This window comes from Desulfovibrio piger (genome assembly GCF_951793255.1).
Classification (GTDB): Bacteria; Desulfobacterota; Desulfovibrionia; order Desulfovibrionales; family Desulfovibrionaceae; genus Desulfovibrio.
In genome coordinates this window covers 2,450,853-2,470,579 of record NZ_OX636706.1, presented here as the reverse complement: position 1 = coordinate 2,470,579, position 19,727 = coordinate 2,450,853, and the positions used below count along the sequence as shown (strand labels likewise).

Sequence of the window (19,727 nt, the reverse complement as noted above, 5' to 3'; positions counted from 1 at the left end):
ATCAACGCGAAAAATAGCAGCGACCTCCGCTGCCGTGAGGATGCGCCCGATGGCGTTTTCTGGTACAGATGACCTCGGTTCCATGCTTGCCGCATAACATGCGGCAGGAAAGCCATCTGCCCCCATAAGCGATAGAGAACGGAAAACCATATGAAAACAAAGTCCGGCAAAAAAACTCCCCTGTCTCCTTTACCGTTGCATTTTACCGATGGGATAACGTCCGACTCCTTGGCGGCATGGGCGGGTGAAGCCGCGTTTCAGCGCGGGCACGCCTATTACAAAGCCGGAAAGGTTCGCGATATTGCCCTTGCCTCTGAAGGCCGCGTACTGGCTACCGTTGACGGAACAAGAAGATATTCCACCATGATTTTCCGAAAGAGCAACGGGGAACTGGCAGACGCATGCACCTGCCCTTACGGATTGCGGTGTAAGCATGCCGTTGCCCTGGCTTGCGCTTGTCAGGCTCTCTCCGCCGGGAAGCGGCCCATTCCTCTTGCCTCCGCCGATGACAGACGTCTGCTCGACCTGGAGATTGAGTTTCCTGGCGAAACGCAACAAACTGGAGACGGCTCTTCCCCGCAAGAACTGGAAGCCGCGCTCAAAAAACTCTCCAAAGAACAACTGGTTACCCTTGTACTCCAGGCCGCGCGCCTTGCTCCCGAGGTAGCTGCCCTGTGTCCCGGAAAAGCGGAGTCCAGGCAAAAAAACGTTCTGGCCATGGTAAAGGATGTGCGCAGAGCCATGCGCAAGGCGGAGGAAGAGCCGGACTGGGGCGATTATGACGGTTACTACCGGGGTGGCCCCGATTATGAACCGGTGCGCAAAAAGCTGGATATCCTGCGCTTGGCCGGATTTCCGGAGGAAGTGCTCGAACTTGGTTTTGATCTGATTGAGGACAGCAAAAGCCAGATCGAAATGTACGATCAAGAAGGCGAGATCCAAGATGCTATTGCCGAGTGCATGACTGTTGTCCTCCAGGCCTTGCGCGATGTGGGCCGGCCCATGCATGAAAAATTGCTTTGGGCTGCCGATGCGGTATTGGCCGACGAATTTGCCGTCAGCGATTGCTTTTGGGAAATTCTGCGTGAAACACACGCGACGGCGGAATGGAACCCCGTGGCTGACGATCTGCTATCTCGCGTTGCCACCCATGCCAGTCAGGGCTATGCCCGCCGGGCATTGATTGACCTTACGGCGCACGCCCTGACTGCCGCCGGGCGGGATGATGAACTTCTTGATCTGCACAGGCAGGAGGCCGTCCATTCCGGCGAATACCTGCCCCTTGTGCAATACTTGCTGGAAAAGGGCGAGGACCGGGAAGCCGAGGAATGGATCCATAAGGGTATGGCCGCCCTGGAGAAAAAAGAACCGTATACGGTTGAACGGCTCCGCGCCTGCCTGCTGGATCTGCGCAAAAAGCAAAAGGACTGGGATAGTGCTCTGTGCATGCAGACAGAAGATTTTGTTGCCCGCGCTTCCTTGGAACAGTTCAAAGAATGTCGCCGCAGCGCCGAAAAACTCAAAATTTGGCCTGTTCTGCGTCCCTTGCTTATGGATTTTCTCATTGAAAGAAAAATTCCCTGGTCTCAGGATGCCTGGCCTTGTCAAAATCGCGGCAAGCTGTCCCGCTTTCATGAGAAGCACCCCGACTTTACCACGCTCATCGATTTGGCCATTGCCGAGAAAAAACCGGCGGAGGTGCTCAAGTGGTATGATCTGCAACGCAAAACCCAGCGCGGGTACGGCTACAGTGCCGACAGCGTGGCCGATGCCGTGCGGGAGTTTGCGCCGGAGCGGGCGATTGCCTTATGGAAGGGCCTTGCGGAAGCGCAGATCGCTTTGACCAAGCCCAATGCCTATGTGGCGGCAGCCGTATTTTTGCGCAAGCTGGGCAAACTTATGCGCGAACGCGATATGGCGGCGCAATGGGATATCTACATTCAGTCTCTGCGCCATACCCATCGTCGCAAGACGCGCCTCATGGAAGTGCTGGACGGGCTGTCTCCGGTCGAAAAACATGTTGGCCGCGAGGATACTCAGAGGAAAAAATGACAGAGGACGTTTCGGCCGAGTTGGCCCGCCTGCAAGCGGAAAACTCCCACCTCAAGGCAATCTTGCGGCAACACGGCATCACTTGGGGTAGTTCCCTCTCTTCCGCGCCGCCCGTTTTGGAGGACGTCACTATTGCTGACCCGGTAACGCCTCCTTCAGTTGTTCTTTCGCCTGCCGGCAAGATTGCCCTTTTCCAGAGCTTGTTCCGTGGCCGGACAGATGTTTATCCCCAAAGGTGGGAATCGCAAAAGGGCACATCAGGATATTCTCCCGTATGCGGCAATGAATGGCGTCCTGGAATCTGCGGCAAGCCCAAGGTGCGATGTGGCGATTGTGAGCACAGGCAATTGACCCCATTGACTGAACAGGCGCTCTATGACCACTTGGCCGGTAAAAAGACGCTTGGGGTTTACCCGCTTCTTCCCGACGACACCTGCCATTTCCTGGCAATGGACTTCGATGAGGCGCAGTGGCGCGATGACGCCCGCGCCGTGTTGCTCTCCTGCCGGCAATGCGATGTTCCCGCCTCGTTGGAAATATCCCGCTCCGGCAAAGGCGCGCACATCTGGATTTTCTTTTCCGTTCCGGTGTCCGCTCGTGAAGCCCGCATGCTGGGAGCCGCGCTTGTCAGCCATACCTGCGAAAGAACGCGCCAACTCGCTTTAAGCAGCTACGATCGCTTTTTCCCCAGCCAGGATACAGTGCCCAAAGGCGGATTTGGCAACCTCATCGCCTTGCCTTTACAGAAAATACCGCGCTCACAAGGGCACAGCGTTTTTGTGGATGCAAACTTAACAGCATTTCCTGACCAATGGGCGTATCTCAGCACAGTGGTCCGCATGACGCCGGATGCGCTCTCTCAAGCCATTCTCCAGGCGAGTGGCGGCAGACACTCTCTGGACGTGGCGTTCACTACTGACGGGGATAACGCAGCCAGGCCTTGGGAGAATCAGAAGATTTCATGCCGTAAGATTGCCGGACCATTGCCATCAAGCATTACCCTGGTGCTTACCAATCAGATATTCATTGATAAACGCGAAGTTCCCCAGCCCTTGCTGAATCGCCTGATCCGTCTTGCGGCATTCGCCAATCCCGAATTTTACAAAGCGCAGGCCATGCGCCTGCCTGTTTGGAATAAGCCCCGGCTTGTCTGTTGCGCGGAAAACCTTTCGCAACACATAGGCCTGCCTCGTGGGTGTCTGGACGCCCTGCTGGAACTGCTTGAGTACAATAATATTCTTCCGGTTATCGAGGATAAACGCGTCAAGGGCAGCGGATTGTCGGTAAAATTCAAGGGAAAATTGCGCAAGGATCAACAATTGGCCGTAAAATCCATGCTGGCGCAGGATATCGGAGTACTCCACGCAACTACCGCTTTTGGCAAAACAGTGGTTGCGGCGGCGCTTATCGCCAAACGGAAAACCAGTGCCCTTGTGTTGGTCCACCGTGCGGATCTCTTGCGGCAGTGGCAGGAAAGGCTTGTTCAGTTTCTTGGCATAGCCTCCGGCGATATAGGCCTTATCGGTACCGGAAAACATAAGCCCAGCGGTAAAATTGATATCGCTCTGCTCCAGACGCTTGCCCGTAAAGACGATCTGGCCGAATTTTTAGATGGCTACGGCCATATTATTGTTGACGAGTGCCACCACATCGCTGCTTTTTCCTTTGAAAACATCCTCAAGCAGGCCAAGACGCGATTTATTGTCCCACTCAGGGAGGGGTAAAACCCCCACCTTTAGGTGGCGGCTTTAGCGTTTCTTTTGTAGTCTGTGGGCATGAGCAATTATCGTAAAGGCTCCCACAGTGTTTTTTCAATTCACCTGCACCTGGTCTGGATAACCAAGTACAGGAAAAAGATTTTGTCAGGCGACATCGCCCAGAGAGCCAGGTCGCTGATACGCGGCATCTGTGAAAAGCATCAGGTGGAAATTCTCAAAGGACATATAGCACCCGACCATATCCATCTTTTCGTTTCGATTTCACCAAGCCTTGCTGTGAGCAAGTTGATGCAACAACTGAAAGGCCGAACCGCGCATGCCATGATAAATGAATTTCCATTGTTGCGCCGCCAGTACTGGGGACGTCATATGTGGGCGCGTGGCTATTTCTGTTGCAGCAGTGGCAATGTGACCGATGAGGTCATTAAGCAATACATCACGCAACAGGAAGATGCAGATGAAACCTTCCGAATTGAGGGGGAATGACTTCAGCCTGCTTCAGCAGGGGCCATACCGGCTTTAGCCGGAACGCGACTTTAGTCGCCACGGTGAATCCACCGGCTTTAGCCGGTGGAGTGTTCAATTTTATTCCTGTCGGGACGCCAGAACAATCAAGCGCTTGCAGTGATGCAGGTGTTTTTTTCGTATAGCTTCGATCCCTTGAACAAAAGAGCAATTGTTATAAACAAAACAAAGCGGACCTCTCCTTTTGGGAGGGCCCGCTTTGTTTACTTTGTATCCTGCGGCGCTGCCTATAGCGACCGTTCCTGAAGGCCGGAGCGGGGCGTACTGTCGGGCTTGGGCGGCTCGGTCACGCCTTCCATGCCGGGCAGGGCATCATGCACGTCCGTGGGGGGCAGTTCGCCTTCGCCCACGCGGGAGATGGCGCGACTGTCGCGCACAGTGAGCTTGCAGGCCAGACCATAACATTCGTACACCGCGGCCACAGTGGCCTGCAGGGGCTCGCCCTTACGCAGCGGCGGCGGCACCAGCACATAATAGGTGCGGCTTTCGGAGCCCAGATGCGGGCGGACATCGCAGGCGATGAGCCATTCGTCCTTTTCGTCGTTGTTCCAGTCCACGATGCCCAGCATGGCCAGATTGATGGTCTGGGTGGGGTGGACGATGGTGAAGCCGGTCTTGCGCACGGTGGCATGGCTGGACGGCGTGCGCGTGGCGGCAAAGGTGCTGCCCAGATAGACGTGGCCCCTGTCATTGAACAAAAATTCAGGCGAGAGCTGACGGAAAAGGATCTCGCCATAGTTCTCGCCCCCGCCACCGGGCAGGGAGATATAGCTGCCGTCGTCGGTGAGCAGGCCGCGGGCTTTCATTTCCTGGGGCATACGTTGGCTCATGGTCACGAAGCCGGACTTGTCCACAACGGTCACGCCCTTGGCGCCGCAACCGGCCAGCAGGAAGGCCGCGCAAAGCAGCAGAAGAAAACGGGTCATTGGGTACCTCGGTAAAAAATCGTATTAGAAAAAGAGGTGTACGCGTCCCGGCCGGGCTTGTAAAGCCGCTTTCCCCCTGTCTTTTCAGGAAACGGAGTAGGGCACGGCAGCGGTCGTCAGGTCATCCTGAGAGGATGAAAAAGGGAGAAAGCCCTGTACAGGACTTTCTCCCCCGTGGTCATGGAATACGATAATACTTAAAGCGATGCTTTAAGCTCTTCCAGATGCGTGCGGGCAAAGTCCAGCGAAGGATCCACTTCCAGCGCGGCCGCCAGATGTTCCATGGCGGCTTCCTTCTGGCCCAGGAATTTCTCGCACAGCCCCAGATTGGCCAGGTCCATCACCGAGCCCTTGTCCACCTTGAGCACGGCACGGAAGGCCGCGGCAGCCTCTTCATAACGCTTGAGCTTGAACAGGCAGACGCCCAGCAGATTGCCGTATTCCTTCATGTCCGGGCATAGGGCCACAGCGTCACGCAGGGGGGACAGGGCACTTTCCCAGTCGCCGGTCAGCGTGGAGACATAACCTTCGTAAAAGGCGGCCAGCCCCTTGGCGTCATTTTCGGGCTGCAGGGGGCGGGCTTGGGCGAAAAGGTCGCGAGCTTCTTCAAAACGTTCCGCACGCAGGGCCAGCATGGCCCGGAAAAAGGGCAGGAAATGCGCGCCGGGGTAGCAGCGTTCCAGCACGGCCAGCCCATGCAGGGCCGTTTCCTCGTCCGCTTCTTCAGCCAGCTTGCGGCCCACGAACAGACCGATGCTCTGGTTGCGGTCACGCTCGCGGAAGGAGAGTCCCGGAGCGATGCAGTAGTGGGCCGGGACGCCCAGATCGGGATGCGTAGTCTCTACAGCATAGACCTGTACCGGTTCCAGATCATGCAGCGCCCGAAGCAGCTCGTCGCGGATGTCGGGCGCTTCCACGCTGGGCAGGTCGGACAGGCGGCAGACGGGCCCTTCCAGCAGCCACTGGATATCCTCCAGGCGCTCGAACTTGGAAAGACCGGAGGCCTCGTAGCAGGCCTGCGTGCAGAAGTCACCGCCCAGCTGGGCGATCTCCGTGACGGCACGGATGGCGGCCTTGGCCGGAGAGGCTGCGGTGCCGGCCGTGAACACGATCTCGGAGCGGGCCGGGAAGGTGGCCGGGTCCCAGGCCACCGCGCCGACAGTGGGCAGCGGCATGCCCAGGGAGAAATCCTTGAGCACGATATGGATGCCTTCCCGCTCAAAGGCGGCCAGCAGGTCGCGCAGGGTGGGATCGTCCACCTCATGAGGATCGATGGTGGGGGTGGTCAGGCGTTCCCGGTCGATACGGCAGCAGACATGCCGCTCCACCAGTTCGGAAAGGCCCTGCAGAAGCGATTCCTCCGGGCTGTTGCCGGCGGACGTGCCGTTGAATTCGCCCAGCAGCTTGAACCAGTCCAGCGGCAGCCAGACAGTACGGCCGTCAGCCAGATGCGTGGCAGGGAAGAAGTTCCAGCGCAGGGTGCTCATGGCTTCGCGGGCCTGTTCCGGGGAAAGACTGTCGTCCACGGAGCGGCAGATCTCCTCGATGGGCAGCAGATCCTTGCCGAAACGCTCCTCGGCCTCGGCCCAGGTGGCGCTGACCATATGCGGCAGGCGCTGCCAGAAACTGAAGAAGGCAAAGCGTTCCATCAGCTCCATCAGAGCGGAAGCACGGGCCTGTTCCGGCGAGGAACCTTTGCCCATCTGTTTGCGGGTGGGCATGATGCCGCGGGCGTCCCTGCCGCAAACGCTGAGGTAGACCGGGATGCCCAGACGGCCCACGTCCACGCGGCGGACTTCGGCCAGGATGTCCAGACCGGCGGCCTGCATGCGGGCCTGCACGCGTTCATAGGTCTCCTGGGGCGAGATGGTCTTGTCCAGGTCGCGGGTATAGCCCTTGGGGCAGGACTGCAGACGGATGACGGGAAGAGTGGTCGTGCTCATGGCTACTGCTTGCGCTCCAGGATATGCAGGACATAGATGCGGCGCTGTTCCTTGCCGTCGGCATCCTGGCTCTTGACGCCGATATGGCCTTCCTGCACCTGGAAGGTCTTGGCAGCCAGCTTGGCAAAATGCGGTTTGGCGCGGGCCATGTCCGTGCAGAACACGGCCTTGCCGCCCGGGGCCAGATGGCGGTCCACGAACTTCAGCAGCGGCCGGTGCAGGTCATCGAGATACAGGAGCTCCGAAGCGACGATGCGGTCGAAGCCTTCGGGAAAGCGCTCGTCCTTGCCGGGACGGGAAACGTCCAGATAGCAGACGTCGATCAGGTCCTGCAGCTTGTTGTGCAGCACGTTGGCCCGGGCGAACTGGAGGGCATCATTGACGATGTCGCTGGTCACGATATGGCGGAAGCCGTAACGGGAGGCCACCAGACTGAGCACGCCACAACCGCCGCCCAGCTCCAGCATGGTCTTGCCCTCGGGCTCCAGCTTGCGCAGGAAGCGCCCCAGCACGAAGGAGCCCGGCCAGACCTTGGCCCAGAGCGGCAGATCTTTCAGCGGGTCATGGATGGCGTGCCGTGCCAGCAGCCCGTCCAGATGGCTTTGCATATTGTTGATGTTCAGGACCTCCAGCTGGCCGTCATCCAGCTGCAGGGGGACAAAGTCCACATCGAAGGTCTTGCGGATGTCCGCAAGGATCTGGTCCAGCATCGTCGTCTCCCGTATATTTTTCCGTCTGGGCCGGATACGTCCCGCCTGGCCGGAAAAGGCTTGTGGAATTCTCAGGGGATCACTAGGAAAATTTGAAAAGCTGAAAAAAAGGAGGCGCCCCGCCCGGGGACGCACTCACGAAGCAGACGGCAAAAGGCCGATGCCGACAATCCATACAGGCATTTGCGCCGCAAATCAACATGCCGGCTTGACAGGGCCCGGTGTGCGGGCTAGGCAGAATGCATGAAAACCATCCATCGCCTCGAAATTGTTGTTGCGGAAAGTGATTACGACTGCGCCACCGGCCTGCTGGCCCTGGAAGTGCCCTTTGGCTGGGAAGAGCAGAGCCTGCCCACCGGCGAGACGCGCTTCCGGGTCCACTGCGAGCAGAAGGATTTTCTGGAACGGCTGCAGCAGCTGCTGAAGCAGACCGTCCCGGCTGCGGAAAGCGCTCTTTCCGAGCTGGAGGAGACCGACTGGCTGGCGGCCTGGCGTCAGTTCTTCACGCCTGTGTGTTGCGGTAACCATTTTGTGGTCCTGCCGCCGTGGCTGGCGGATACGCAGGACTTTCCCGGCCGGACGCCCATCCTCATCGAGCCCAAGAGTGCCTTTGGTACCGGCCATCATGCCACCACGGCCCTGTGCCTGCGTGTGGTCAGCGACCTGCTGGAAGCCGGACGCCTGCAGCAGGGACAGCATTTCCTCGACCTGGGCACCGGTTCCGGGGTGCTGGGCATCGGCTGCTGCAAGTTCGGCCTTACGGGCGAAGGTCTGGACATCGATCCGCTGGCCGTGGACAACGCGGTCGAGAACCGTGCCCTCAACGCCATCGCGCCTGAAAACTTCACCGTGGCCGAGGGCAGCATCGATGCCGTGGCCGGCAAGCAGTTCGACCTGGTGCTGGCCAACATCCTGGCCCGTCCGCTGACCGAGATGGCGGCCGATATCGTGCGCGCCTGCCGCCCCGGCGGTTGCCTCGTCCTTTCCGGGCTCTTGGAGATCCAGGCTGACGGCGTGACCGCGGCCTACAAGGCCCAGGGACTGCCCGAACCGCGCCGTATCATCGACGGCGAATGGGCCGCCCTGGTCTGGGATTCCGTTAAATAGGAAATATTCTTGACAAGAATAGAGCATCCTGCTACATAAGGGCATCTTGAACGCAAAAGCCGCAAGGAGCTTTTTATGAATACTGTCACTTTCATGGGTAATCCTCTCCACCTCGAAGGCAACCTGCCCGTCGTTGGCCAGAAGGCCCCCGAATTCACGGTGTGCAACAACGGCCTCGAACCCCGCAGCCTGAAAGACTACGCGGGCAAGATCGTGGTCCTGGTGAGCGTGCCTTCTCTGGATACGCCCGTGTGTGATATGGAAGTGCGCCGCTTCAACAAGGAAGCCGCTGCCCTGTCCGACAAAGTGCAGATCCTGGCCCTGAGCTGCGACCTGCCCTTCGCTCAGGCCCGCTGGTGCGGTGCCGCCGGCGTGCAGGCCGTGGAAAGCCTGTCCGACTACAAGGACGTGGATTTCGGCAAGAACTACGGCGTGCTGATCCAGGAACTGCGTCTGCTGGCCCGCGCCATCTTCGTGGTGGCTCCCGACGGTACGCTGGCTTACAGCCAGCTGGTGCCCGAAGTGACCAACGAGCCTGACTACGACGCCGTTCTGGAAGCGGTGAAGAAGCTGGCCTAACCGGCCCCATCCATTGCTCTGATGCTTCCGGGCTCCCTTCGGGGAGCCCTTTTTTTGTGTCGTCGCTCGCCGGAGTCCTTCCTGTCTTTGTCGTTCTCCCTGCGGATGCAGGCCAAGGAGCACTGTCCCTTGCAAATCATAGAGATGCTGATGGAGTGGCACAAGACGGCAATGTCCCTCGGTAAACACGGACTGGCAAATGCTCCAAGGGAAGTATGCCGTGTCACGAGCTTTTCTGGATGACTCGTGGAAAAAAGAAACGGAGCAGGGCAGAGCGGATGTACGGGCCACAAATCAAAACCGCCCATCAAAAAACACCCAACGCGTGTCTTTTCATTTCGTTCCGTGGCGTTCAGCAGGACCAAATAACAAAAAAGGCGCTCCGAAGAGCGCCTTTCTGAAAAGCGGATACGTTGTTGCTATTTGCCCATGGCGTCCATGAAGTCCTTGTTGGACTTGGTCCCGCGCATCTTGTCCAGCAGGAATTCCATGCTGTCGATGGAGGACATGGGAGCCAGGATCTTGCGTAGGATCCAGACGCGGTTGAGGATATCGTCGGAAAGCAGCAGGTCTTCCTTGCGGGTGCCGGTGCGGTTGATGTCGATGGCCGGGAAGATACGCTTTTCCGCCAGGTGGCGGTCCAGATAAATCTCCATGTTGCCGGTACCCTTGAATTCTTCGAAGATGACTTCGTCCATGCGGGAGCCGGTGTCGATCAGAGCCGTGGCGATGATGGTCAGGCTGCCGCCTTCTTCGATATTGCGCGCGGCACCAAAGATACGCTTGGGGCGCTGCAGGGCGTTGGCGTCCAGACCACCGGAAAGCACGCGGCCAGACGAGGGGGTCACGGCGTTATAAGCGCGGCCCAGACGGGTGATGGAGTCCATAAGGATGACCACGTCCCGCTTGCGTTCCACCAGACGCTTGGCTTTTTCCAGCACCATTTCACAGACCTGCACGTGGCGCTGCGGCGGTTCGTCAAAGGTGGAGCTGATGACTTCGGCCTTTTTCACGGTACGTTCCATGTCCGTGACTTCTTCGGGGCGTTCGTCGATGAGCAGGACGATCAGATAGACGTCGGGATTGTTGGCATTGATGGCGTTGGCCAAAGACTGCAGCAGAACAGTCTTGCCGGTACGCGGCGGGGCCACGATGAGACCGCGCTGACCACAGCCGATGGGCGACATGATGTCGATGACGCGGTTGGAAAGATTTTTCTCGCCGTTTTCCATGATCAGCTGGTGATCAGGATAGATGGGCGTCAGGTTGTCGAACAGAACGAGATTTTTGGCATTTTCCGGCGGTTCGAAGCCGATCTCCGTCACTTTGAGCAGGGCAAAGTAGCGTTCGCCTTCTTTTGGGGGGCGGATCTGGCCGGAAACGATATCGCCTTTACGCAGGGAAAAGCGGCGGATCTGGGAGGGAGAAACATAGATGTCGTCCGGGCCGGGCATGTAGCTGCACAGGGGAGAGCGCAGGAAGCCGAAGCCGTCGGGCAGGATCTCCAGGACGCCATCCCCGTAGATGGCACCGTTTTGGGAGGCACAGGCCTGCAGGAGGGCGAAGATGAGTTCTTGCTTGCGCATGGAGCTGGCATTTTCGATCTCGTACTGCTCAGCCAGTTCCATCAGGGCCTGCATGCTGCGGGTTTTCAGTTCTGTCAGGCTCAGGCCGCTATCTGAAAGTAAGGCGGGTGCAGCCTTTTTTTTACGGACGTATTTACGGGGTGCTTTTTCCATGGGCGTAGAAAGCACGCATCACCGAAAAACGGCAATGCGATGCAAAAAGATGTTATGGGATTGGAAGAAAAAAGGCGTGTGAAAAGCGTGTAGCCTATCTTGTGGCCGGAAGCAAGTAAAAAATAGTTAATGCGCAGTGGTCGCAGGCTGCTTGGCAGGCGGGGAATAAAGGGAGATGAGCTCGGACTGCAAGTCCCGCTGTTCCGTCTTGAGGACTTCGCCCAGTTCACCGGTCACAAGGCTCATGGCCTGTTCCAGGAGACGCCGTTCACCAAAGGAAAGATCCTTGGTACGGCCGATGAGGAGGAGTTCGCGCAGGACGTTGGCGACGATGGAAAGGTCAGGACTCTTGAGGCGTTCGGAATACTCGCGGAAGCGCCGGTTCCAGTTCTGGCCTGTGTGGACGGTCTGCTGGGGGTTGTTGCGCAGCGCTTCCCAGATGTGTTCTGCTTCCTTGGTGCTGACCAAAGTGCGCAGACCAACATTAGAGGCATTTTTGACAGGTACCATGAGGGTGATACTGTTGGCCCGGATGCGCACGATGTAGAAATCGCACGCCGAACCACCAATATTCTGGCTGTCGATGCGCTCTATCTGGCCCACTCCTTGAGCTGGGTACACTACAAGCTGTTCGGATGTAAACATTTCCGTCCAAGGGTTGAAGTGCCCGCGCCAAACGCGAAGAAAAATAGCAACAGTGGAAAAGATTCAGGTAATCTTTTCCACTATTAAAAGAACATAACGTACAACCAATCATTAGTCCAGCAAAATTTTTTTTTACTGGAATCATGACAAAAAAAGCCGGCCACAGGCCGGCTCATGCTCAGGAACGGGTCGCCCGCACAGCGGCTTCCAGTCCTTTTTTTGCAAAAATTTCCAGTACTTCAAGCGCCTTATCAGTCGCTGTCCGTATCTTGTCGGCATCTTCACTGCAAGGACGTCCCAGCACCCAGTTGATGACGTCCCCTTTCTGGGGAGGCCGCCCGATACCGATACGCAGACGGTAGAAGTCCGGCGTCCCCAGCAGCTGGGTGATGGACTTGAGCCCGTTGTGCCCGGCGTTGCCGCCCCCCTTCTTGAAGCGCAGCTCTCCGGCGGGGATATCCAGTTCATCATGCACCACCACCAGCTGATCGGGGCGGATCTTGTGCCAGGCCAGCAGGGGCTGGACACACTGGCCGCTCAGATTCATGAAGGTCTGGGGCATGGCGGCCAGCCAGTCTCCGGGCAGCCCGTCATAGCGCAGCCGCCACAGTTCACAGGAGAATTTGCCTCCGTTCTGGCTCTGTACCTGGCCGCCTTCCCGGCGGGCATGATCCAGCAGGCTTTCCACAAAGGCAAAGCCGCAATTATGGCGCGTTCCGGCATACTGGTTGCCGGGATTGCCCAAACCAACGACGACACCACCAAAATCCATGACAGTTTCCTTACAGGTGAAGAGAGAGTGGCAGGCCGTGACCACTGGCCAGCGCCGCCACATGGGCGGCTGTCCTGGCGGCCACGACGGGGGAGAGGATGGCCAGATGGCCACCCCGAGGCAGCCAGATACAATGTTTTTCCGGGGCCGTCACCGCGGCGAACGTCTCCTCGATCAGAGGTCTGGTGAACAGAGCGTCGTCGAGAGCATTGAAAAGATAGAACGGGCAGTGGACCGTGGACGCTACCGAGGTGCTGAACAGGGAGTACAGGTACGCCAGGGGATAGCTTGTCCTGGCCTGCCAGCGATCAAGGGGAAGACGCAGGCAGCCGGCAAGGATCTTTTTGACCGACAGATAGCTGAATACGGGCAACGGCAGCCGGGGCAAGCAGGTACTGAGTATCTTCAGTCCGGCCAGCAGACGATCACGCTGCGCTGCCCAGGGAGCGAATCGGGTCAGTTCTATGGCCCGGCGGCTTTGCGGGAATATCCCGCTGAATGCGAAACAGGCACGCATCCGCTGACTGCGGGAGGCGTGGGCCATGGCCAGGATCCCTCCCTGACTGTGACCGGCAAGGAGCAGAGGCCCCATGCCGTGACCGTGCAGCCAGCGTTCCGCATCCAGGCCGTCCTGCAGCAGGTCGTCAAAACTGAACAGACGCCGGTGCGGGTTGCTGCCATGTCCGGTCAGGTGCAGGGCCGCGACGGCAAGTCCGTTTTTCCAGAGGCAATGCAGGAACGTCCGGTACTGGACCGGACAGAACATGGTCCCCGGATAAAAAACGAGGCAGGAGGCGCCCGGTCTGGGCCACAGCTCGATGTTTACCTGCCGGTTTCCGTGGCGCAGGGTATGATACTGCAGGCGAGGAAGGCTGGACATACGTATAAAAATCAGGCCGGCCTCAAAAGAGACCGGCCTGAAAAAAACTGCGGTGAAAGGCGCCTTATTCGGCGGCTTCGGCAGCGTCCTTGCTCTTGGAGAACACGCTCACGATGGCGAAGTTCTTGTCGAACACGGCCTTCACGTTTTCGGGGAGAGCCAGGGTCTCCACGGTCACGCTGTCATTGATGCCCATGTCGGTCACGTCGATGGTCACCTTCTTGGGCATGTCCAGAGGCTTGCTGCACAGACGCACGCTTTCGCGGTAGGTTTCCATCACGCCGCCCAGCTTGACGCCGCGGGCAACACCCACAAATTCGATCGGCACGTCGACCTTGACTTCCTTGTCCAGATCCACACCGTAGAAGTCCACATGGGTGAAGGCCTTCTTGTAGGGGTGCTTCTGCACTTCCCAGAACATGACGGGATGCACGGTCTTGGTGCCGTTGTCGTCGATTTCCAGGTTGAACACGGCGGTACGGCCCATTTCGGCGTACATCTTTTCCAGAGGCAGAGCAGGAGCCTGCACGGCGATGTTGTCACCCTTGGCGGTGTAGAACACACCGGGGATCATGTCCTGCGTGCGCGCACGGCCCGCAGGGCCTTTGCCGCTACCTTCACGCTTTTGCACGCTCAACGTCTTTTCAATGGTCATGTTTAACTCCTTACCTAGTGCCGCATGAAAGTGCGGGAAGTTTTCTTATTATGGAGTCGGGAAAACCCGGCATTATACAAAGAGAACGCTGACGGAGGAACCCGTGTGGATGTTGTGGATGGTCTTGCCCAGCAGGGCAGCCACAGACACCACCTGCAGCTTGGGACACTGTGCCAGCTTTTCACCCAGCGGGATGGTATCGGTCACGATGACGCGGTCCAGAGCCTCGGTAGCATTGATGCGGTCGATGGCGGGGCCGGACAGCACACCGTGGGAAGCACAGGCGATGATCTTCTTGGCGCCGTACTTGAGCAGCACGTCGGCACCGGCGCACAGGGTACCGGCAGTATCGATGATGTCGTCAACGATGATGGCGGTCTTGCCTTCCACGTCACCGATGACGTGCATGGCCTGGGCTTGGTTGGGCTTGTCGCGACGCTTGTCCACGATGGCCAGAGGAGCATTCAGGCGCTTGGCGTAGGAACGGGCGCGTTCCACACCGCCGGCGTCGGGGGAGACGATGACGATGTCGCCTTCGATCTGGCGCAGGGGTTCCATCATGACAGGAGCGGCATACAGGTTGTCCACAGGGCAGTTGAAGAAGCCCTGGATCTGACCGGCATGCATGTCGATGGTCACCACACGGCCAGCACCGGCCACGCTGATGAAGTCGGCCACCATCTTGGCGCTGATGGGGGCGCGGGGGCTCACCTTGCGGTCCTGGCGGGCATAGCCGTAGTAGGGGATCACAGCCGTGATGCGGCCGGCGCTGGCGCGCTTGAGGGCGTCGAGCATGAGGCAGAGCTGCATCAGGTTGCGGTTGACCAGCGGGGGACAGGTGGGCTGGACAACGAACACGTCATCGCCGCGCACGTTGTCGCCGATTTCAATGCGCAGCTCGCCATCGCTGAAGGTGGTTGCCAGAGTAGGAGTAAGCTGACAGCCGAGGTGGTCGCAAATGGCTTTGGCCAACTCGGGATTGGAAGAACCCGTGACAATCTTGAGATCGCTGAACATGGTCCGTTCACCTTGCCGATAGCGGCAGCAGTTATGGTTTGGGTGTGGCTGGGATGGAAGGGCTCGAACCTTCGAATGACGGAGCCAAAACCCGTTGCCTTACCACTTGGCTACATCCCAGCATTCATGGGCAGCACAAAGACCTTCCCGTACTGTGACTCCAGGCTTTGCGCTGCCGCCTCGGCTGCGTGACGGGCTGAGAACAGGCCGAACATGCTCGATCCACTGCCGCTCATGCGTGCACAAGCGGCCCCGGAATGGAGCAGATATTGGCGGATTGTCTCTAATTGCGGGTATTCACGCACAACGGCGGGCTCCAGATCGTTACGGATTTGGAGCACGTTTTCTGTGGTGATGCGGAACGTCGTTCCCGTCCCGGCATATTTACCCATCACGAGAAGCGTTTCATTATCCTTGCTCTCCGGATTTGTCAAGCCTTTACCACCAGCTTTTTCCGCTTCCGCCATCAAATCGTCATAGGCGCGGTAGGCCCAGGGGGTGGAGACCGGCACGGGCGGACAGACCAGCACCAGCCACCAGCCGGGCAGATCCACTGCCGCGGGCGTCAGCACCTCGCCGATACCGGTCACGCGCCGGGGCTGCCCGTGAAGGAAAAAGGGGACGTCCGCACCGACCTTGATGGCGGCTTTTTCCAGCTCTTCCAGCGGCAGAGGCGTCTCCAGGCAGCTGTTGAGCCACAGGAGCAGGGCTGCGGCATCGCTGCTGCCGCCCCCCAGGCCTGCGCCGTGAGGGATACCCTTGCGCAGGGTGACATCCACGCCCGGACAAGCAACCTGTTCCGGCAGCAGGGCCGCGAAAGCGGCATGGGCCTTGGTCAGGGTGTTATGCTCCAGGTCGATGCCGGGGGTATCGCAGAACACGCGGATGCCTGCCGCTTCCCTGCGTTCCACTTCCAGGACGTCGAACGGCCGGGCCAGCGGATAGAACACGGAATCAAGGGTATGATAGCCGTTGGGCAGGACGCCGGTTATCTCCAGCCCCAGATTGATCTTGCAACCGGTGCGGATCTCCACGTTGTCCCCCCTACAGGGTCTCGACCACGAAATGGTCGTTGGTGTAGACGCAGATCTCCGAGGCGATCTTCATGGATTCCAGGGCCAGCTCCCGGGCGGGGAGGCTGCTGTGGCGCAGCAGGGCGCGGGCTGCGGAAAGGGCATAGGGGCCGCCGCTGCCGATGGCAGCCACGTCATCGTCGGGCTCGAACACGTCCCCGTTACCGGAAAGCAGCAGGATATGCTCGCCGTCAGAGACCAGGAGCATGGCTTCCAGGCGGCGCAGGTATTTGTCCTTGCGCCATTCCTTGGTCAGCTCCACAGCGGAACGCTGCAGATTGCCGCGAAATTCCTTGAGCTTGGCTTCGAACAGCTCGAACAGGGTGAAGGCATCGGCCGTGGCACCGGCAAAGCCGGCCACGATCTTGCCGTCATACAGGCGGCGCACCTTGCGGGCGGTGTGCTTCATGATCATGGACTGGCCCAGGGTGACCTGGCCGTCCCCGGCCATGGCAACCTGTCCGTCCTTCTTGACTGCCAGAATCGTCGTCGCGTGCGTTTCTATCATCGGTCTTCCCAGATTTCCTTGCGTTCTTTGTACACCGCATCCAGCTTGCGGAAAGCCGCACTGTCGGCGGATTTTTCCGTCTTTGCCTTGGCCTGCTTGAAGTAGCGCTCTGCCAGCTTGCGGTTGTTGGAGTAAATGGCACTGTAGGCCATGTGGATGTAGGCCAGTCCGGTCTTGCCTATGGAGCCCAGCGAACGGGCATAGGCTTCATGGACATCGGCGGCTTCCGGCACGGCCCGCAGGACTTCCGTATAGTACGGCTGGGCCTGCTGGGCGCGGCCGGTCTCATCCAGCATGCGCGCATAAAAGAATCTGGCCATGAAATCGTTTTTGTCCAGCTGCATGGCCTGACGCAGCAGGCCTTCCGCCCTGGCCATGTCACCTTTGCGGTAGTGGAAGGTCCCGGCTTCGCGCAGCACCAGCGGGTCCTTGGGGGCCAGCTGCAGGGCCTGATCGAAGGCGGCGGCAGCTTCGCGCACGTTGTTCCTGCGCGAAAGGACCATGCCCCGCCCCATGCAGGAAAGGGCGTCCTTGCCGGAAAAACGCTGCAGGGCCGCCTGGCTGTCGCCGTAGCGTCCCCAAAGGACGGTCTGGACCCTTTTGAAGCGGCGATTGTCGAAGGACCGGTTGCGGATGGAAGCGGGGAAGGAACTCAGCCGGGCCTGGATGCCGTTGATGCGGTCACCGATATCCGGGTGGGTGGACAGATAGGCGGGCACGCTGGCTCCCGCCATCCAGCTTTTCTGGCGCATGATCTTGAAGCCGCCCACCATGCCGGAGGGCGGATAGCCCGCCTTGGTCAGGTACTGCAGGCCGATCTGGTCGGCTTCGTTCTCGTCCAGACGGCTGTAATTGAGCATGGCGGACTGACCTGCGCCCAGGGCCCCGACGGCCACGGCGCCGCCCGCAGGCCCGCCGACGGCCACGCCGGCGATGGCCAGCAGCAAACTGCCCACGGACAGATACTGGGCCCGCTCCAGACGCGAGGCCACATGGCGCTGGGTCACATGGGCCAGCTCATGCGAAAGAACGCCAGCCAGCTGGCTCTCATCCTCGAAGTTCATGATCAGTCCGGTGAAGACATAGACATGGCCGCCGGGGATGGCAAAGGCGTTCATGGCGTTATGCAGGATGACGCCGGACGTGAAAGTGAAGGGCTGGGGCGGGATGGCCTTGACCAGACGACGGACAAGGCCATCCACATATTTGCTGACTTCGGGGTCGTCGACCATGGGCAGGCTGGAGCGGATGGCCACATCGAATTTGTGCCCCATCTCCTTCTCGTCCTTGAGGGAGACCCCTCCGAAGAAGAATGCCCGGGCCGTCAGCGGCAGAAGCAGCTGGGCGACCAGGAAGACACTCAACATCACCAGCGCCACAGGGCGACGGAACTTCCCGAAACGATGCAGCATCGTCACCTCGCTAAGCTATATCCCAGACCTGCCCTTCCACGGTGTCGCGCACGGCCACGCCCAGTTCGGCAAGCGCGGCGCGCAGTTCGTCGGAGCGGGCAAAGTCCTTGGCGGCACGGGCCGCGGCACGCTCGTCCAGCAGGGCCTGCACGCGCGGCACGTCGATGTTCAGACGGGCCGCCCGCTGGTCACGCAGGGCCAGCAGGAAGGTGGCCGGATCCTGGCCGAACAGGCCCAGCTGGGCCGACCAGTCATTGCGGCGCTCGAAGAACTCTTCCAGCAGACGGCGGGCGCCTTCGCCCGCGCGCAGGGCCTTGTCTTCCAGCACGCGGTTGACCAGGCGCACCTGGGAGAAGATGTGGCCAAGGGCCTGGGCCGTGTTCACATCGTCGTCCAGAGCGGCATTGAAGCCCTGGCCGTGTTCGTCCCATTCCTTGAGGATGTCGGCGGGCAGATCGACTTTCTTCCACTTGGCGCGCTCCAGAGCCTTGCCGGCTTCCAGCTGGCATTCGTAGATGCGCTGCAGGGCCTTTTCGGACTCGTCCATGATGTCGGCCGTGAAGTCGATGGGGCTGCGATAATGTTTGCCCAGCAGGAAGAAGCGCAGGGTCTCGGGCAGGTAGCTGGCCAGGATGTCGCGGATGGTCTTGAAGTTGCCCAGCGACTTGGACATCTTTTCGGCATTGACCTGCACGAAGCCGTTATGCACCCAGAAACGGGCCAGCTGGCAGCTGCAGGCGGCTTCGGTCTGGGCGATCTCGTTCTCGTGATGGGGGAAGATGAGGTCCTGGCCGCCGCCGTGGATATCCAGGGGCAGATATTCCTTGCTCATGGCCGAGCATTCGATATGCCAGCCGGGACGGCCCTTGCCCCAGGGGCTTTCCCAGAAGGGCTCGCCGGGCTTGGCCGCCTTCCACAGGGCAAAGTCCAGGGGATCCTGCTTTTCTTCACCGGGAGCCACGCGGGCACCGGCCTGCAATTCGTCCAGGCTGCGGCCGGAGAGCTTGCCGTAAGGCGGATAGGCACGCACGCGGAAGTACACGTCGCCGGACGGCACGGCATAGGCCTTGCCCTGGGCGATGAGCTCGGAACAGAGATCCTGCATCTGCTGGATGTATTCGGTGGCGCGGGGCTCATGATCGGCACGCACCACGTTCAGGCGGTCCATGTCTTCATGGAAGGCATCGATGTAGGTCTGTCCCACTTCACGCCAGTCGCGTTTTTCTTCATTGGCGCGGCGGATGATCTTGTCGTCCACGTCGGTGAAGTTGCGGACAAAGGTCACATCCAGCCCCAGGGCGCGCAGATGGCGCACCAGCACGTCGAAGACCAGGGCGGACCGGGCATGGCCGATGTGGCAGTAGTCATAGGCGGTGATGCCGCAGACATACATGTTGACCTTGCCGGGCCGGACAGGGACGAATTCTTCCTTTTTACGGGTAAGGGTATTGTACAGCTGCATGACA

18 protein-coding genes and 1 tRNA gene are annotated in these 19,727 nt (G+C 59.5%); 5 read left to right on the top strand and 14 right to left on the bottom strand.

Annotation, left to right across the window (positions count from 1 at the left end):
• Positions 1-150: 150 nt before the first annotated feature.
• From Q4I12_RS11005 to tnpA, 3 genes are read left to right on the top strand one after another with little or no spacing between them, the layout of a single operon-like run.
• Positions 151-2,052, top strand: coding sequence for an SWIM zinc finger family protein (locus tag Q4I12_RS11005; RefSeq protein WP_302261569.1), 1,902 nt, complete (start codon positions 151-153; stop codon positions 2,050-2,052).
• On the top strand, positions 2,049-3,776 hold the full coding sequence (locus tag Q4I12_RS11000) for a TOTE conflict system archaeo-eukaryotic primase domain-containing protein (protein ID WP_302261568.1): 1,728 nt from the start codon (positions 2,049-2,051) through the stop codon (positions 3,774-3,776). Before Q4I12_RS11005 ends, Q4I12_RS11000 begins: the two co-directional genes overlap by 4 nt.
• 51 nt (positions 3,777-3,827) lie before the next feature.
• Positions 3,828-4,256 (top strand): IS200/IS605 family transposase, encoded by a 429-nt coding sequence (tnpA, locus tag Q4I12_RS10995; protein WP_302260190.1) that lies wholly within the window; start codon positions 3,828-3,830, stop codon positions 4,254-4,256.
• Between the two features lie 266 nt (positions 4,257-4,522).
• Here the strand turns inward: tnpA and Q4I12_RS10990 are convergent, their stop codons facing one another.
• The 3 genes from Q4I12_RS10990 to Q4I12_RS10980 form a co-directional block, all read right to left on the bottom strand.
• Positions 4,523-5,221, bottom strand: a complete 699-nt coding sequence (locus Q4I12_RS10990; RefSeq protein WP_302261567.1) for a hypothetical protein — start codon at positions 5,219-5,221, stop codon at positions 4,523-4,525.
• 197 nt (positions 5,222-5,418) lie between these two features.
• Positions 5,419-7,164 carry a YcaO-like family protein gene (locus Q4I12_RS10985; protein WP_302261566.1) on the bottom strand — a complete coding sequence of 582 codons (1,746 nt, stop codon included), beginning with the start codon at positions 7,162-7,164 and terminating at the stop codon, positions 5,419-5,421.
• Positions 7,165-7,166: 2 nt separating this feature from the next.
• The gene (locus Q4I12_RS10980) at positions 7,167-7,874 is read right to left on the bottom strand and encodes a class I SAM-dependent methyltransferase (protein WP_204625907.1); all 708 of its coding nucleotides are present in this window, start codon (positions 7,872-7,874) and stop codon (positions 7,167-7,169) included.
• A gap of 243 nt (positions 7,875-8,117) precedes the next feature.
• Between Q4I12_RS10980 and Q4I12_RS10975 the strand changes: the two genes are divergently transcribed.
• Both Q4I12_RS10975 and tpx read left to right on the top strand, forming a co-directional pair.
• A complete protein-coding gene (locus Q4I12_RS10975; RefSeq protein ID WP_302261565.1) occupies positions 8,118-8,981 on the top strand; it encodes a 50S ribosomal protein L11 methyltransferase in 864 nt (287 codons plus the stop codon).
• A 75-nt stretch (positions 8,982-9,056) separates the two neighbouring features.
• Positions 9,057-9,560, top strand: coding sequence for a thiol peroxidase (gene tpx / locus Q4I12_RS10970; protein ID WP_204674086.1), 504 nt, complete (start codon positions 9,057-9,059; stop codon positions 9,558-9,560).
• A gap of 419 nt (positions 9,561-9,979) precedes the next feature.
• Here the strand turns inward: tpx and rho are convergent, their stop codons facing one another.
• The 11 genes from rho to cysS all read right to left on the bottom strand — a co-directional run bounded on the left by rho (position 9,980) and on the right by cysS (position 19,723).
• The gene (rho, locus tag Q4I12_RS10965; protein ID WP_040369422.1) at positions 9,980-11,230 is read right to left on the bottom strand and encodes a transcription termination factor Rho; all 1,251 of its coding nucleotides are present in this window, start codon (positions 11,228-11,230) and stop codon (positions 9,980-9,982) included.
• Between the two features lie 195 nt (positions 11,231-11,425).
• Entirely contained in the window at positions 11,426-11,944 is a 519-nt protein-coding gene (locus Q4I12_RS10960) for a CarD family transcriptional regulator (RefSeq protein WP_006005737.1), read from the bottom strand.
• Positions 11,945-12,122: 178 nt separating this feature from the next.
• The gene (pth, locus tag Q4I12_RS10955) at positions 12,123-12,716 is read right to left on the bottom strand and encodes an aminoacyl-tRNA hydrolase (RefSeq protein WP_204625904.1); all 594 of its coding nucleotides are present in this window, start codon (positions 12,714-12,716) and stop codon (positions 12,123-12,125) included.
• Between the two features lie 10 nt (positions 12,717-12,726).
• Entirely contained in the window at positions 12,727-13,596 is an 870-nt protein-coding gene (locus tag Q4I12_RS10950; protein WP_302261564.1) for an alpha/beta fold hydrolase, read from the bottom strand.
• Positions 13,597-13,660: 64 nt separating this feature from the next.
• The gene (locus Q4I12_RS10945) at positions 13,661-14,251 is read right to left on the bottom strand and encodes a 50S ribosomal protein L25/general stress protein Ctc (RefSeq protein WP_168935716.1); all 591 of its coding nucleotides are present in this window, start codon (positions 14,249-14,251) and stop codon (positions 13,661-13,663) included.
• Positions 14,252-14,323: 72 nt separating this feature from the next.
• Complete coding sequence (locus tag Q4I12_RS10940) at positions 14,324-15,268, bottom strand: ribose-phosphate diphosphokinase (protein WP_168935717.1); 945 nt, start codon at positions 15,266-15,268, stop codon at positions 14,324-14,326.
• A 45-nt stretch (positions 15,269-15,313) separates the two neighbouring features.
• Positions 15,314-15,388: transfer RNA gene (locus Q4I12_RS10935), tRNA-Gln, on the bottom strand.
• Positions 15,379-16,302, bottom strand: a complete 924-nt coding sequence (ispE, locus tag Q4I12_RS10930) for a 4-(cytidine 5'-diphospho)-2-C-methyl-D-erythritol kinase (protein ID WP_302261563.1) — start codon at positions 16,300-16,302, stop codon at positions 15,379-15,381. The genes Q4I12_RS10935 and ispE overlap by 10 nt, the downstream gene beginning before the upstream one ends.
• Before the next feature lie 10 nt (positions 16,303-16,312).
• Entirely contained in the window at positions 16,313-16,846 is a 534-nt protein-coding gene (gene hslV / locus Q4I12_RS10925) for an ATP-dependent protease subunit HslV (protein WP_072337505.1), read from the bottom strand.
• Positions 16,846-18,261: a M48 family metallopeptidase gene (locus Q4I12_RS10920; RefSeq protein ID WP_302261562.1), complete on the bottom strand. Its 1,416-nt coding sequence runs from the start codon at positions 18,259-18,261 to the stop codon at positions 16,846-16,848. Before Q4I12_RS10920 ends, hslV begins: the two co-directional genes overlap by 1 nt.
• A gap of 10 nt (positions 18,262-18,271) precedes the next feature.
• On the bottom strand, positions 18,272-19,723 hold the full coding sequence (gene cysS, locus Q4I12_RS10915; RefSeq protein ID WP_168935720.1) for a cysteine--tRNA ligase: 1,452 nt from the start codon (positions 19,721-19,723) through the stop codon (positions 18,272-18,274).
• Positions 19,724-19,727: the final 4 nt, after the last annotated feature.

Bases quoted from the DNA above. Each gene is read 5' to 3' on its own strand.
- Q4I12_RS11005 (WP_302261569.1), top strand. From the start codon at position 151: ATGAAAACAAAGTCCGGCAAAAAAACTCCCCTGTCTCCTTTACCGTTG.
- Q4I12_RS11000 (WP_302261568.1), top strand. From the start codon at position 2,049: ATGACAGAGGACGTTTCGGCCGAGTTGGCCCGCCTGCAAGCGGAAAAC.
- tnpA (WP_302260190.1), top strand. From the start codon at position 3,828: ATGAGCAATTATCGTAAAGGCTCCCACAGTGTTTTTTCAATTCACCTG.
- Q4I12_RS10990 (WP_302261567.1), bottom strand. From the start codon at position 5,221: ATGACCCGTTTTCTTCTGCTGCTTTGCGCGGCCTTCCTGCTGGCCGGT.
- Q4I12_RS10985 (WP_302261566.1), bottom strand. From the start codon at position 7,164: ATGAGCACGACCACTCTTCCCGTCATCCGTCTGCAGTCCTGCCCCAAG.
- Q4I12_RS10980 (WP_204625907.1), bottom strand. From the start codon at position 7,874: ATGCTGGACCAGATCCTTGCGGACATCCGCAAGACCTTCGATGTGGAC.
- Q4I12_RS10975 (WP_302261565.1), top strand. From the start codon at position 8,118: ATGAAAACCATCCATCGCCTCGAAATTGTTGTTGCGGAAAGTGATTAC.
- tpx (WP_204674086.1), top strand. From the start codon at position 9,057: ATGAATACTGTCACTTTCATGGGTAATCCTCTCCACCTCGAAGGCAAC.
- Q4I12_RS10960 (WP_006005737.1), bottom strand. From the start codon at position 11,944: ATGTTTACATCCGAACAGCTTGTAGTGTACCCAGCTCAAGGAGTGGGC.
- pth (WP_204625904.1), bottom strand. From the start codon at position 12,716: ATGGATTTTGGTGGTGTCGTCGTTGGTTTGGGCAATCCCGGCAACCAG.
- Q4I12_RS10950 (WP_302261564.1), bottom strand. From the start codon at position 13,596: ATGTCCAGCCTTCCTCGCCTGCAGTATCATACCCTGCGCCACGGAAAC.
- Q4I12_RS10945 (WP_168935716.1), bottom strand. From the start codon at position 14,251: ATGACCATTGAAAAGACGTTGAGCGTGCAAAAGCGTGAAGGTAGCGGC.
- Q4I12_RS10940 (WP_168935717.1), bottom strand. From the start codon at position 15,268: ATGTTCAGCGATCTCAAGATTGTCACGGGTTCTTCCAATCCCGAGTTG.
- Q4I12_RS10920 (WP_302261562.1), bottom strand. From the start codon at position 18,261: ATGCTGCATCGTTTCGGGAAGTTCCGTCGCCCTGTGGCGCTGGTGATG.
- cysS (WP_168935720.1), bottom strand. From the start codon at position 19,723: ATGCAGCTGTACAATACCCTTACCCGTAAAAAGGAAGAATTCGTCCCT.